A 14280-nucleotide genomic window follows, 5' to 3' on the forward strand; every position below is an offset into this window, starting at 1 on the left:
GAACAGATCGATCCCACCCGCCCCTACCGCTGTTTTGTCCCCGGTTTACCGGCAGGGCAGGACTATATCGATATTTTTGTCTATGACGGCCCCATTTCTGGCGACATGGGCTTTAGCGATATTTTGCAATCGTCTCAGTCCTTTGCTGATCGCATCGGCCAGGCGATTCGTGGCGACCGCGAAGAAGCTCAGTTGATTTCAGTGGCCACCGATGGTGAAACCTTTGGTCACCATCGCGACGGGGCAGAGCGCGCGCTGGCCTATGCGCTGCAGCATGAATTTATCGACCGGGGCTGGCAGGTGATCAGCTACGCCCGCTACCTGAGTTTATTTCCCCCCACCTGGGAGCTAGAGCTTAAACCGGTGACCGCTTGGAGCTGCGCCCATGGAGTGGAGCGGTGGCAAAGTGACTGTGGCTGCGGTGGCGGTGGCGAATGGCACCAGCAGTGGCGGGCACCGCTACGGCAGGCCCTTGACTGGCTGCGGGATGAGCTGATCGAAATTTATGAAGTAACCGGAGAAGAGCTGTTTAAAGATCCCTGGGCGGCTCGGGATGCTTATATCGATGTGATTTGCGATCGCACCCCCCTCACCATCGAACAGTTCCTGACCAAACATCAGCACCACGAACTCACCCAAATTGAGCGCACAGATGCCCTGTCTCTCTTAGAAATGCAGCGCCACGCCATGCTGATGTACACCAGCTGCGGATGGTTTTTTGAAGAAATCTCCCGACCCGAAGGTACTCAGATTTTGCGCTATGCCGCCCGGGCCATTGAGCTGGCCGAGGAGGTTTGTGGAGAATCTCTCGAAGATGACTTCATGGCCAAGCTAGCCCTAGCCCCCAGCAATATTTCCCACTTCAAAGATGGCGCCGGGGTATACCAGGCTCAGGTCCAACCCGCCCGCATCAGCATCCAACAGGTGGTCGCCCACTACGCCATGTCATCGCTGTTTCATACCTATCATCGGGAACAGCGGCTGTACTGCCACACCCTGGTACACCAGGATTATCAAAAGCAGACCATGGGGCCTCTCACCCTTGCCCTAGGACAGGTTAAAGTCGTCTCAGAAATCACCCAAACCCAGGCCAGCTATGCGTTTGCTGTGTGCCATTTTGGGGGACAAGAATTCCTCTGTGGGATTCGTCCCTTTAAAAATCGGCTGGCCTATAACCGTGCGAAGGAAACTGTCCTGCGTACCTTTGCCCAGGGCATTATGGTGCAGACGATTGCGGCTATTCAAACTCAGTTTGGGGAGCACACCTTTAATCTGCAGCAGCTGTTTGGGGAAGAACGGCAGCACATTATGCAGCTGCTCAGCCAGAACACCCTGCATCAGCTCCATCAGCTGTACACCCAGATCTATCGGGAAAACTACGGTGTCCTGATGGCGTTTCATCGGGAAAATATGGAGGTACCTCGAGAACTCCAGGTGGCTGCCGAAATCACCCTCAGTCACCGTACCATTGATGTGCTGCGTCGGTTGGAACAAGATCTGAGCGACATTGACGAAAATATTGTGGCCATTAGCACTGGCTATTTGGGCGAACTAGAGGGGATTGCCATTGAGGCCAATCATTTGCACTGTCACCTCACCCTGCCCACGGCTGCACCCTTATTGGAAGGACTGATTTTACAGTCCCTCCGTCAGCTGCTGCGGATTGAGACCGATATTCCCACATCTGACTGTGCCCTGGCCGTTAACCCCATTGCCATTCAGGGAATTCAACGACTGATTACCCTGGGAGTCAACTTGGGATTAGATCTCAATCTGGAGCGATCGCAAGAAGTGTATTACCACTATATCCAGCACTGCCCCTCCATCTCTAGTCTGGGTCAAGCCTTAGGCATAGCTGAATAGAGAAGCAGTACAACGAAGAAAAAAGCGCCGAAAAGCGCTTTAGCCTACGCGTCGGTTGGGCGTGTAGGCTTTTTATTCTGTAGGCTTATCGCTGATACAGAATACGAGCATCAAACCCTGAGCGGCGTGCTTCACGTACACGCTCTGCCGCACTGGAGCGGCTGCTATATCTACCAATGTTGATAAATTCTCCCTGGCGGGCAGAATCAACCACCGCATTGCCAAACACACGCTGCACCCGTCCTAGATAACGAGGGGGCTCAGTCACCGCAGCAACATAGGGCAGATCATTAGCAAATTCCTCACCGATGCCCACCCCTAAACCATCTAGGGTCTCTTGGTCAGCTATCCCTGTAACAGGTAAATCGTACAGCTGCTGAAACTCTCGAACCGCATCATGGGTCAGGGTGCCGTAGTCGCCATCAATGGGGCCTGGATTAATACCATTGCTCACCAATGCCCGCTGCAATGCTTCTACATCACGGCCAAAATCTCCAAACCCAAGGGAGCGTCTGACCACCGACCCCGTAGGACTACTAACGTTGGGCGTCGGTGGCAGCACAGAGGGAGGCGGGAGGCGGGTTTGAGCTTGGCTAGACAGCCCCCAAAAGGCCAACATACCGCTGACAAAAGCAGCCGTCAGTAATTTAGGCATCGCAAATTTTCCTGGTAGAACGCTGACAGGCTCTAGCTACGCATATGCCGCATCAGCTAAATGGCGTACACATATTAGCGAATAATCCTAGAAAATCAATACATCACTCATAATCCTTGTATCTAATCCTTTAAGACCCGAGCATCGTAGCCATAAGAACGGGCTCGATCGGCCTGGTCATCGGCTAGGGAATGCTTGTCATAGCGCCCGACACTAATGTAGTTGCCAAGCCTACCGTCATTATCAAGAATGGCATTGGGAAAATCTCGCCTTACCCGACTTAGTTCAGACTCACCGGCAATAATCGCGGCTACAAAGGAATTTTCTTCATCAAAGCTACCTGTCGGTTCAAATCCTAGGTGTATCAAGGTATCTCGATCAGCAATACCGCTCACATTGCCTCGGTTGTCCTCTAAACCGGCAGTTCGTTGGTAGGATCTCACGGCCTGCTGAGTTTCGCTACCGTAATACCCGGTTGTCGGTAGGCCAAAGCCAAAACTATTGAGAACGCGTTGGAGTATCGTTACATCTCGCGACTCATCGCCAAACTGCAGTTGCTCAGCATTAATGTCTCCGTGTACCGGATGCACCATGCGCGCTAGCACGCTCACAGGATCAACATCTAGGGCACGAAGCGTTGCAGTATCTGCTAGCCCTGTTACATCCAGGCGACGAATGCGCTGAAACTGGCGCACGGCTTGACGAGTGTTATCGCCATAGACACCGTCATACTCGTAGGGATATAACCCTCGTCTATTCAAAGCTCGCTGCAGTTCCACAACGGCTGGTCCACTATCGCCGTATCGTAGGCTGACATTTCTGACACCTTGTTGAGCGAGTAAAACGGGCGCTTGCAAACTAACAATAGGATTGGCCACAGCAGGTAGACAGGCCAGCAGCCAGGCTCCTGCTAGTAAACCCAGCCCCTGGCCGTTGATAGCTCTACTGCCTACAGAGATTTTAGAAATACTCATACTGTGCTGTCCTAATGCCACACCGTTTAATCAATACAACACCCTGGTCCAGTGAAATTACGGCCAGATTTTCGTTCTATATGTATTTATTAAATCATTTCTGTAAGGAATATACTGCTGTGTCAACAGTCATCAATATAATTACGCAAATAGTCTCATGGGTATGAAGCTAGAGTAAGGGACTGTTTGCTCCGCTGCTCGATCTTGGTCAGCCCGTATAAACACTCACTACCCGGATAAACCAGATCCCAAGTCTAGACCTGCCATTTTTCATATCGCTTTTAGCTACAATAAGCGGAAACAAAAGCATGAAAATTTGTAACATTATCCGGTTTGAGATATCTTGATTGATTTGGGCACTAGCCCTTGAAGCTCCAGTGTCCCCAGGCTGGACACCCCAATCAGTCTCTAGATTCGGCCGTCACGTACCTATGTTAAAACCTCGACTCCGCCGTGCCTCGAGACGGCTCCTGTTGTATCGAGAGCAGCGCTATCCCAATATTGAACGCATTGGGGTCACCCATTCCTATTGGGGTGATCTCTATCATATTTTGCTGACTATCTCTTGGCCCGCATTTATTGTTTTAGTTAGTGGCTGCTACCTACTGGTCAACGCTCTGTTTGCGATCGCCTATGGTTTGGATGCGGGTGCGATCGCAAACATGCGCAACGGTCACTTCCTAGATTTATTCTTTTTCAGTGTCCAGACCATGGCCTCCATTGGTTATGGTGCCATGTACCCCACCAGTACCTACACCCACTCACTAGTGGTCATCGAGTCAATATTTGGTCTGTTTTTCACAGCGATGACCACCGGTCTGGTATTTGCTCGTTTTTCCCTACCGACCGCCCGCATTCTCTATAGCCGCGTTGCCGTAGTAGCCCCTTTTAATGGAGTTCCCACCCTCATGTTTCGGACCGCCAATGAGCGCCGTAACTATATTTTAGAAGCACAGCTGTGGGTCACCCTAGTCCGCGATGAGATCACCGAAGAAGGCGAACATATTCGTCGATTCCACGATTTACCACTGGTGCGTTCCCACACCCCCGTCTTTAGCCTTTCCTGGACAGCAATGCACCGTCTCACCAGTGAGAGTCCGTTCTATGGTGAAACCCCAGAAACCCTACGAAAAGGCCGAGCCGAAATTATTGTGACGCTAACAGGCTTAGACGAAACCTTATCCCAGACTATTCATGCCCGCCATTCCTTCAGTGCCTACGATATTTTTTGGAACCATAAATTTGTAGATATTATTTCCACCAGCGAAACAGGCCGCCCCACCATCGACTACAATCACTTTCACTCCATTGAGCCCGTGGACCAAAGCAGTACACACCGCCATGGTCAAGAGCAGCTTAGTTGGACCTCCCACTGAGTCGCGCGCCTGAATCTATAAAAAAAGGCTAGCCTGCAGGCCAGCCTTTTACTCAATATTTACTCCCAGAACGGCGTTAGCGTTTTGTGTCTGACAGATAGTCCTAAACCAGCAAAGTAAAGAGTTTTACCATCAGCTTAGTCCGATTAATCGGCTTGCTGATGAAAAAAGAAGCCCCAGCCAACCTAGCCCGAATACGTCCAATTAGGCCAGACTTTTTAGCCAACAGAATGATGGGCACATCTTTATACTGGGGGTGACGGCGCAGGTGGGAGCATAGATCATAGCCATCTAAACCCTCCATTGCCGTTGTTAGCAGAATCAAGTCAGGCTGACACTTAGCCAGGTCGGCCACCGCCGTAGCCACATCATCCACTGATGTAATTGAGAAAACCGTATCGGCTAAGTATCCTCGCAGCTCTTGAATAAACTGATTATCGGAATCAATGCAAACAAGCTGGTAAGAAGGAGAAGCGGTATCTCTAAACGTGGAAGACCCATTGAATGGGTCAGGGCTCAGCGCCTTCAAAGACGTATCAAATGGACTAGATGAAGACTGCTGCAGCAATGTCTTCAAATCATTCCCTGGAACAATCAGCTCCTCAATCGTCCGATTACGGTGAGGCTCTGCCGCATCACTACTGGGTGTGGTGATATCACGCTTTGAGGTCAGCTCCTCGGATTGGCGATGACACTGCTCTACCAATGTTCGAATATCTAGCGTGCAAAAAACCGGATAATCAACAATATTGCTAAAGCTATTGACCTCGTAGCTGCCTCGAGTTACTCGCAGCAAAGACGTAATGGTGGTTACCGCCAAGGCATGAACTAATTGTCCTGCCTGATCAAACGTGATGTGCTCCTGTTCAACCAGCCAGCGAATTGCTCGATGATCGGCACTCAAGTCATCATCTTGGTGAGTATACTGCCGATGGTAAAGCTGTAGCTGTGCCAATACCAAATCGGACATGGTCTCGGGAAATAGCTGACGGCCCTCGAACCTGAGGGCATCAAAGCCATTCTGAGAACTGGTTGCGAATAAGAGTTTGCCCCGCTGTAACCACAGAGACCATCGAACATCATTGGCAACTACCAAGAGTTCGCCACTGACTTGACGCCCTACGAGCTGTGCCAGCAACGTCAGCGGATGTAATGTTTTTTGCGTAATAGTGCCTGCTAAAACCATGGGAGAAGTTCCGGTCAAAGAACGGTATTCGAAGTGGTAAAAATCAGATAGAGCAGCGATAGCTAAGGGAGTAAAAAAGACTTTCTCGACACGAATAAATCTATCGAAACTGATTTATCTCCTAAACCATCTAATCTAAGCAATTATGCATGGGCTAATTGCTTCGCCCTCTCTTGATATAAATAAAGATGAGAAGTAATTAACAACTAAGTAGATACACCTATAACGAAGTCAAGTCTAAGCTTACCTGGCAGTTCAAACTGTATTTTCCTAGCGATTCTTTCGAACTGGCGTGAAGAATACAGACTTAAACAATTTGGTTGCCGGGCTATATTGACCAATTTCAATCAGTTGCCAAAAAAGTGCAAGTATTTCCATAGAAACTGGTCGAAATTTCATATCTTTTGCCTTATCAGTTTATATAAACCCAATTTAAAAATTTCATGTTTTAACTAACACACCTTCCGGATATGTACGTAACTTACGATATCACGATGACATTTTTGGATCAGATATAGAAAACAACTTGATCGTAGGCCCATACGGTTTGATCGTAGGCCCATACGGTCATGGGCACATCGCCCTATCTAGCTCTAGTACGTAAATACGATGAGCTATAGGTAGATAGCTTATTTCTAACAGATAATCAACCCCTTAACTAGGTCCTTTTCTTCTGTATTTATCAGCATTTGTACTGATAAAACTACAGTCTTATCAGCGCTCTTATTGGCAAAGTTGTTAGTGCTTAGACCGCCATAACTAGGGTTTGCTGAAAAACTGGAAAAGAGTCCAAGTCACGGCGGCTAGTATGCAGTTAAGTCTCTTGCCCGTTGCATTAGGGCATTATGGGTACTGTGCTCAGGTTCATCGGCCCGGGGATGCCGCTGCACATAGGTCCCATCTGGTTGCATCTCCCAGGCCTGGCGATTGTCAGCTAGACAAATATCCAAGAGCTGTATTAGATCTCGGCGTAGATGAGGGGCTAAGATCGGTGTTATTGCCTCTACCCGGCGATCCAAATTACGGGGCATCCAGTCAGCACTACCGATATAAAATTGCTCGTTGCCACCGTTATGAAAATAGAAAACACGAGAATGTTCTAAAAAACGACCGATGATACTAATCACTCGAATGTTGTCACTGACTCCTTTGACTCCAGGGGTAAGACAGCACACCCCCCGCACAATGAGATCAATGCTCACACCTGCTTGGGAGGCCTGGTAGAGGGCTTGAATAATGCCAGGGTCCACCAGGGAGTTCATTTTTGCAATGATGCGTCCCTTAGCTCCATGGGCAGCCTCTTGATGGATTAAGGTAAGCATTCTTTCCCGCAGGGTGATGGGAGCAATCAGTAACTGACGATAGGCTTTTTGTCGTGAGTAGCCGGTCAGGAAGTTAAATAAATCCGTTAAGTCCGCCCCTAGCTCCTCACTACAGCTTAATAAGCCTAGATCGGTATAGAAACGTGCGGTTTTAGGATTGTAGTTGCCGGTGCCAATGTGTACATAGCGACGAATACCCTCGTGTTCCTTGCGCACTACAAGGGCGACTTTGGTGTGGGTCTTTAACCCCAGCAGACCATAGACTACATGTACTCCAGCTTTTTCAAGGGTGCGAGCCCAGTTAATGTTGTTTTCTTCGTCAAAGCGAGCCTTAAGTTCCACCAGGGCAACAACCTGCTTACCATTCTCGGCCGCTGAAATCAGTGCACTGATGATAGGCGAATCTCCTGATGTACGGTAGAGGGTCATTTTGATGGTCATCACATCAGGATCGGCCGCCGCTTGGGTAATAAACTGTTGAACCGTGGCTGCAAACGATGTGTAGGGATGATGCACCAACCGATCGCGACGTCGGATGATAGAAAAGACATCATCCCCTTCGCCATCGGCATCATCCCGATTAATGCGGTGCCACGGTGAGGGAATCACCGCCGACCAGTCCGGGTCTTTGAGTTCTGGCAAGGGTAAACTGGCAAGGGTCATGAGATCGCCTAGACCAATTAAACCGGTAACATCGTAGATATCGTCATTGGTTAGGTCCATCTCTGTCAGCAGGGTGGCACGTACTTCAGGAGAGGTATCTGCCTGTAGCTCCATGCGTACCAGAGAGCCCCCTAGACGTCGTTTTCGCAACTCTTGCTCGAGGGCTAACATCAAATCATCGGCGTCATCTTCTTCAACAAACAGGTCGGCATTGCGAGTAATACGAAAGGTGTAATACTCTTCGACCACCATGCCAGGAAAAAGAAAGGTAAGATTTTTGCCAATTACTTGCTCCAGAGGAACAGCCGCCCATAGAGTCCCTTTGGACTGAAGAGATTTAGGCAGTTGAATAAACCGAGGTAGCACCTTTGGGACTTTAATCCGCGCAAAGTGCGTTTCTTCTGAATCAGTTTCGCGCACGACCACGGCTAAATTGAGGCTGAGATTGGAAATGTAGGGAAATGGATGGCCGGGATCAACGGCTAAGGGGGTTAGAACTGGAAATATTTGTTCTTCAAAATAGGTTTGCAGATACGTTACCTGTTTGCTGCTGAGATCGTCGTAGTCAAGCAGATCAACGCCATGGGAGCGTAGCTGAGTTCTGATTTGCAAAAAGCAATCTTGTTGCTTAGCAAAGGTGGGACTCAGCTTATTGCTAATGGCCTGGAGATGTTCGACGGGGGTGCGGCCATCGGCGGTACGACGACTTATTTGTGCTTCAATTTGCTTTTTGATGCCCGCAACACGCACCATAAAAAACTCGTCCAGGTTGGTGCTAAATATGGCTAAAAACTTGAGCCGTTCTAGCATGGGTGTGCGTGGATCAAGGGCTTCATGCAGCACGCGCTCATTAAATGAAAGCCAGCTTAACTCCCGACTAATGTAAAACTGGGATGACGCTAAGTCGATCTCAGGCGATGCCAATGAACTAGCAGTGTCATTAGCGTCACGTTTAGTAACCGCTTTTTTGGTGTTTTTACTCGACATGTTTAGCAATCCCCCAATCTGAATCTACTTAAAAAACATCCTGTTCTCGACCTACCCACCACTCGCCCAGCTTCATTAAATCGGCATGGACATCGGCTACCTGCTGAGCATAGTCATCAGCCGATAGTTCATGGCGACGCTCTTGCAGTTTTTTCAGCCGCAGCTGGATCAATAACCAGGGTTTACTGATGCCATCAGTTGCTTCAATGTACTGGGCTAGTTCCTTACTGTTCATGGGGGGGTAGTTTTTGGAAAAATACTAAGGTCAAAATTTTGGTGAGAGATAGCGAGTTATAGCGCTGTTTTTACCTTACTTAAAAATCAAAATTCATGACGCCAGAGTTGACACCGTTCTGAATAAAATCTTTTGAAAAACCCATAAACCCACGGAGTAAAGCCTTACTAGCTTCTCTCCATGGGTTTATGGTGAGGTTAAGAGCCAATATTTTTCTAGGTTTTACCTACCTAAAAAGTTTTTGCTCCACCTGTGGAGTACTACTGCTTAAGGTGGTTAACCCACTCCCGTAGATTATCTGCAGCGACATCACGACCACCGAGGCCAAATGCGATCGCAATCGCCACCGCAATGGCTCCCAGCAATAGACCAAAGGCGAGGTTAACAATGCTCGTTGCTACACCCATCTGCTGCAGAGACATGGCCCCCACAAAGGCAATGATGGCAATCCGTGCGGCTTGGGCCAACGTGCTAGAAGATGACATTCCCATGCCGTTAATGAGCCGGAAGGCCAAATTAGCTGCATAGAGACCAATGGCAAAGACAACGACACCGCTCAGCACGCGGACCGAAACAGCCATGATGTTGGTGACAATCTGTGTTAGTACAGGAAAGTCAAGGATTTCAGTAGCTGTGACCGCGCCGAACAGGATAACCCCAACTAGGACAATCACACCAACAATCTCGGAAGGTGTCTTTTGAGGCGCTTCTACTGCCGGGATCGGCTCACCCTCAGCCAGGACAACTTCGGGTTCCGAATCCGCTGATAGTTCAGACAGACCTAAGACATTGGTAATGTTGTCAAATCCAATCCCTGACAGTAAACCAACAATCAAGTCAGAGATAAACTGACCGATAAAGTAGAAAATGGTCAGTACCACACCCGCTGCAAGTACCTGGGGGATAATAAAGAGCACCCGCTCCAACATATCCACAGCAGGGCCTGAGATCGCTTCAATATTTAGCTCATTGAGCGCTGCGATCGCAGCCGGAATCAGAATCATGGTGTAAACCAAGACTCCGGCCAGGCTAGAGACGGAAATACCTTGCTCAGGACGAGCTGCAAGGCCAAAACGAGCCCCAAAACTGTCGGCCCCTGTGGCCATCAGCAGATTAGTGACAATCCCCTTGACGATATTGGCCACTAGCCAGCCAATGCCAAAGACAATGGCGGCTGTCAGGACTTGAGGAATGGCCGATAGGAAATCATTGAGCAGCTCTTCGACTGGTCCCAACAAACCGGGCAGCTGTAGCGCACTCAGTACCAGCGGCAGGGACAGTAGAAAAATAAACCAGTAAACAACATTGCCAAGGGTGTCATTGACTTGGAAGGCATTCCCCTCAGCATCAACACCGGTTTGTTCAGATAGGCGCTCATCCAGGTTAAAACGACCTAGACCATTCACTACGGCAGCCTTTGCCACCTTGGCAATTACCCAGGTAACAAATAGGATGAAGCCCGCCCCAGCTAGTCGAGGGACATACTCAAAAACGGTCTGTAGCAGACCACTAATGGGTTCTGACACAGCATCCAGTTTGAGAGCATTGAGGATGGCGATGATGAAGAAGAGCATCACCACCCAAAACGCGACGTTACCCACCGTGTTTTCGATGGGCACATCGTCACCTAGACCTGCCTTGGCCGCTAGCTGATTGTCTAGATTCGTTTTCTTCAGTAAAAACTTAGAAAATGCCTTAGCGATTGTGGCTACTATTAAGCCCACAATCAGTAGCAAAAAAGCACCCAGCAGTCCGGGCAAAAAGCTACCTAATTGACTGCCAATGCTATCCGTAAATTGCGTAATTGAGTTTGCTGTAACAGCTAGGTTAAACGCTGGGTCTAATCCTAACGAGCCAAACCCAACCACCCCGTGGAATTGAGTCATTGTTCTATATTTGCCTACTGAACATCTACACGCGCCGAACGCGGCACTAAGCCTAAACACAAAGCATGCTTGCACTTAGGGTACCGTCTAATACCAATTTTTTTCCTCAGAAGTCTTACTAATAGCAGACTTTGTAATAAATCCCCTGTATTTCTAGGTACAACTGCGGAATCTGTACCAGTTTCCAGGCTTGTCAAGCCTCAATTAGCGGATTTTTAGCGGATTTTGATACGCCACTCCCTCAGGTGACTTCAAAGACGGTTACTCAAGATAGATCTAACCTCGGACATTGTCCAGGGCAAAGACTCACTCATCGGCAGCAGACACATCATCACCGCTGGAGGACTCTAGCTCGGTCGTAGTATCTGTCGGTGAGTCTATCACCGTTTCTACGATGACGGTTTCGGTCGCATCGGCTGCGTCTGTCTCTGACGTTTCAGCCGACGGCTGATCCTGGTCGCCGTCTGTTTCACTGTTCGTTTCACCATCCATTTCTGCGGCATCGTCAACAGCAGCCTCATCCTCAATCTCTAACTCGGGCACCACGGCAACAGCTGCGATCGCATCGTCCCCATCTAAACGCTGCAGCTGCACACCCGTTGCCATCCGCGACTGGATGGAAATGGCATCAACGGCCTGACGAATAATAATGCCGCGCTGGGTTACCAGCATCAGCTCATCGCGGGGATTGACCACCCGCAGGGCCACTAGCTCATCATTTTCCTTCCGGAATTTGATCCCGACTAGGCCCATCCCAGCCCGATTTTGTAAGCGGAAATTTTCCACCGGCACTCGCTTACCCAGACCACCCGCCGCAATCACCAGTACCCAAGGTCCGCAGTCCTCGTCTCCGGTCTCCCCATCGTCAACGTCGTCCGTGGCATCAGAGGGCTTGGCATCAGAGGCCGCCACCTTATCTGTGACCGCCGCTGGCAAAATATCCATACTAATCAGCCGATCGCCGTCCCGCAGGGACATGGACCTGACACCGCGAGTGGGGCGTCCCAACGGTCGTAGCTGGGTATTATCGGCCCTAAAGTGAATGGTCATGCCATGGTGGGAGCCGATCATGATACTGTCTTCGACTCGGGTGAGTCGCACCCAGCGCAGCTGATCCCCTTCTTCCAGGGAAATTGCAATCAAACCGTTGGTGCGGATGTTACCAAATGCCGACAGGGCCGTCTTTTTAATAAAGCCACCCTGGGTAAGCATGACTAAATACACATCTTCTGAGAACTCCGATACACCTAACACCGAAGTGACTTTCTCCTCGCGGGGAATCGGCAACATTTGTACGATGGGATTACCCCGCGCTACCCGAGACCCTTCTGGAATCTGATAGGCTCTCAGGGTGTAGGCTACTCCACGATCGGTAAAAAACAGCACATGGTCGTGGGTACAACAGGTTATGAAGTGTTCGATGGCATCGTCATCCTTCATCCGGGTACCGGACTTACCTCGGGTAGCCCGATTTTGAGCCTCAAAGGTGGAAACGGGCATCCGCTTAATGTAGCCCTGCTCGGTGACCAAAATGACCACTTGCTCATTGGCAATCAGGGAGATATCCGTCAGCTCATCTTCGGCTGCTTCGATTACGGTGCGGCGCTCGTTAGCGTGGGTCGTGCGGATTTGCTGCAGCTCTTCTTGGATGATGGCCAGGATACGCTCACGGCGAGCTAGAATATCGCGCAGATCGGTGATTTTCTCCTGAAGTGCCTCGTGCTCCAGCTGAATTTTATCGGCTTCTAAGGCGGTCAGACGACGCAGCTGCATCTGCAAAATGGCATCGGCCTGGGCAGACGACAGCTCGTAGGACTCTATTAATTCTTGCTTAGCCGTTGCTACATCAGCCGCATGGCGAATCAATGCAATTACTGCGTCAAGATTATCCAGGGCGATCAGATATCCCTGCAGGATATGGTCTCGTTCCTCGGCCTTGCGCAGCTCGTACTGAGTACGGCGGGTAATGGTCTCCACCCGGAAGTCTAAAAAGACTTCTAAAAATCTCTTTAGGGGCAACAGCTGGGGCTCACCGTCAACCAGCGCCAGCATATTCACACCAAAGTTGTTCTGTAGCGGTGTCTGTTTGTAGAGATTGTTGAGCACCACCTTAGGATAGGCGTCCCGCTTGAGTTCGATAACGACACGCATACCGTCACGATCGCTCTCGTCACGAATATCAGAGATGCCATCTAAACGACGGTCGTTGACCATCTCGGCAATCTTTTCAATCAGACCGGCCTTATTGGTTTGGTAGGGCAGCTCGGTGATAATAATGGCTTCCCGGTCAGGACGACCGGTATATTCGAGGGTTTCAATGGTGGCCACACCGCGCATGGTGACCGACCCCCGCCCGGTCAGGTAAGCATCAAGAATACCGTTGCTGCCAATGATCTGGGCTCCCGTCGGGAAATCTGGCCCATGGATGTGCTGTGCCATCAGCTCTTGGCTGGTAATCTCAGGATTTTGGATGAGGGCAACTACGCCATCCACCAGTTCACCCAAATTATGGGGGGGGATATTGGTGGCCATGCCCACCGCAATACCTGAAGAGCCGTTGAGCAACAGCTGCGGTATGCGCGCAGGCATGACCGTAGGCTCTTGCTGAGAACCGTCAAAGTTATCGGCAAAGTCGACGGTCTCGGATTCGATATCTTGTAGTAGGGCCGCACCGGTTAGGGCATGCAGCCTGGACTCGGTATATCGCATGGCCGCTGGCGGATCGTTGTCGATGGAGCCAAAGTTACCGTGGCCATCGATCAGCGGTGCTCGCATGGAAAAGTCCTGGGCCATGCGCACTAAGGCGTCATACACGGCGGTGTCACCGTGGGGGTGGTATTTACCTAAAACTTCACCCACAACACGGGCACATTTTCGGAAGGGTCGATCTGCAGTTAATCCCAGCTCATGCATGGCGTAGAGAATACGGCGATGCACCGGTTTGAGACCATCCCTGGCGTCGGGCAGGGCGCGCCCCACAATGACGCTCATGGCGTACTCTAGGTAGGACCGGGACATCTCGTTGCGCAGATTGGTAGATACAATCCGCTCTTGGGGATTACTCATACAAAAAGGAGACTCCAAAAACGCCGGAAAAACAATACTTGACTTGACGGGTTCTTAGTAAGCTTTT

General features: G+C 50.0%; 9 protein-coding genes. 2 read left to right on the forward strand and 7 right to left on the reverse strand.

Annotated features, from left to right (window positions below):
- The coding region (locus IQ260_RS06695; protein ID WP_193992026.1) for a DUF3536 domain-containing protein at positions 1-1863 on the forward strand (1863 nt) is incomplete at its 5' end.
- A gap of 85 nt (positions 1864-1948) precedes the next feature.
- Here the strand turns inward: IQ260_RS06695 and IQ260_RS06700 are convergent.
- Both IQ260_RS06700 and IQ260_RS06705 read right to left on the reverse strand, forming a co-directional pair.
- Positions 1949-2518 (reverse strand): peptidoglycan-binding domain-containing protein, encoded by a 570-nt coding sequence (locus IQ260_RS06700; RefSeq protein WP_193992028.1) that lies wholly within the window; start codon positions 2516-2518, stop codon positions 1949-1951.
- A 122-nt stretch (positions 2519-2640) separates the two neighbouring features.
- Complete coding sequence (locus IQ260_RS06705) at positions 2641-3492, reverse strand: peptidoglycan-binding domain-containing protein (protein ID WP_193992030.1); 852 nt, start codon at positions 3490-3492, stop codon at positions 2641-2643.
- Positions 3493-3923: 431 nt separating this feature from the next.
- On the opposite strand from IQ260_RS06705, the gene IQ260_RS06710 reads away from it, so the two are divergent.
- Positions 3924-4868 carry an ion channel gene (locus tag IQ260_RS06710; RefSeq protein WP_193992032.1) on the forward strand — a complete coding sequence of 315 codons (945 nt, stop codon included), beginning with the start codon at positions 3924-3926 and terminating at the stop codon, positions 4866-4868.
- Between the two features lie 103 nt (positions 4869-4971).
- On the opposite strand, the gene IQ260_RS06715 is transcribed toward IQ260_RS06710, so the two are convergent.
- The 5 genes from IQ260_RS06715 to gyrA all read right to left on the reverse strand — a co-directional run bounded on the left by IQ260_RS06715 (position 4972) and on the right by gyrA (position 14213).
- Positions 4972-6054: a response regulator gene (locus IQ260_RS06715; protein WP_193992033.1), complete on the reverse strand. Its 1083-nt coding sequence runs from the start codon at positions 6052-6054 to the stop codon at positions 4972-4974.
- A gap of 803 nt (positions 6055-6857) precedes the next feature.
- On the reverse strand, positions 6858-9026 hold the full coding sequence (gene ppk1, locus IQ260_RS06720) for a polyphosphate kinase 1 (protein WP_193992034.1): 2169 nt from the start codon (positions 9024-9026) through the stop codon (positions 6858-6860).
- 28 nt (positions 9027-9054) lie between these two features.
- Positions 9055-9261, reverse strand: a complete 207-nt coding sequence (locus tag IQ260_RS06725; RefSeq protein WP_193992035.1) for a hypothetical protein — start codon at positions 9259-9261, stop codon at positions 9055-9057.
- A 260-nt stretch (positions 9262-9521) separates the two neighbouring features.
- Positions 9522-11147 carry a mechanosensitive ion channel gene (locus IQ260_RS06730; protein WP_193992036.1) on the reverse strand — a complete coding sequence of 542 codons (1626 nt, stop codon included), beginning with the start codon at positions 11145-11147 and terminating at the stop codon, positions 9522-9524.
- Between the two features lie 306 nt (positions 11148-11453).
- Complete coding sequence (gene gyrA, locus IQ260_RS06735) at positions 11454-14213, reverse strand: DNA topoisomerase (ATP-hydrolyzing) subunit A (RefSeq protein ID WP_228015646.1); 2760 nt, start codon at positions 14211-14213, stop codon at positions 11454-11456.
- Positions 14214-14280 lie beyond the last annotated feature (67 nt).

The organism is Leptolyngbya cf. ectocarpi LEGE 11479 (genome assembly GCF_015207065.1).
Taxonomy (GTDB): domain Bacteria; phylum Cyanobacteriota; class Cyanobacteriia; order Phormidesmidales; family Phormidesmidaceae; genus Leptothoe; species Leptothoe ectocarpi.

What these genes read in the sequence shown, in the direction of transcription:
- IQ260_RS06700 (WP_193992028.1), bottom strand. Translation starts at nt 2,518, where the DNA reads ATGCCTAAATTACTGACGGCTGCTTTTGTCAGCGGTATGTTGGCCTTT.
- IQ260_RS06705 (WP_193992030.1), bottom strand. Translation starts at nt 3,492, where the DNA reads ATGAGTATTTCTAAAATCTCTGTAGGCAGTAGAGCTATCAACGGCCAG.
- IQ260_RS06710 (WP_193992032.1), top strand. Translation starts at nt 3,924, where the DNA reads ATGTTAAAACCTCGACTCCGCCGTGCCTCGAGACGGCTCCTGTTGTAT.
- IQ260_RS06715 (WP_193992033.1), bottom strand. Translation starts at nt 6,054, where the DNA reads ATGGTTTTAGCAGGCACTATTACGCAAAAAACATTACATCCGCTGACG.
- ppk1 (WP_193992034.1), bottom strand. Translation starts at nt 9,026, where the DNA reads ATGTCGAGTAAAAACACCAAAAAAGCGGTTACTAAACGTGACGCTAAT.
- IQ260_RS06725 (WP_193992035.1), bottom strand. Translation starts at nt 9,261, where the DNA reads ATGAACAGTAAGGAACTAGCCCAGTACATTGAAGCAACTGATGGCATC.
- IQ260_RS06730 (WP_193992036.1), bottom strand. Translation starts at nt 11,147, where the DNA reads ATGACTCAATTCCACGGGGTGGTTGGGTTTGGCTCGTTAGGATTAGAC.
- gyrA (WP_228015646.1), bottom strand. Translation starts at nt 14,213, where the DNA reads ATGAGTAATCCCCAAGAGCGGATTGTATCTACCAATCTGCGCAACGAG.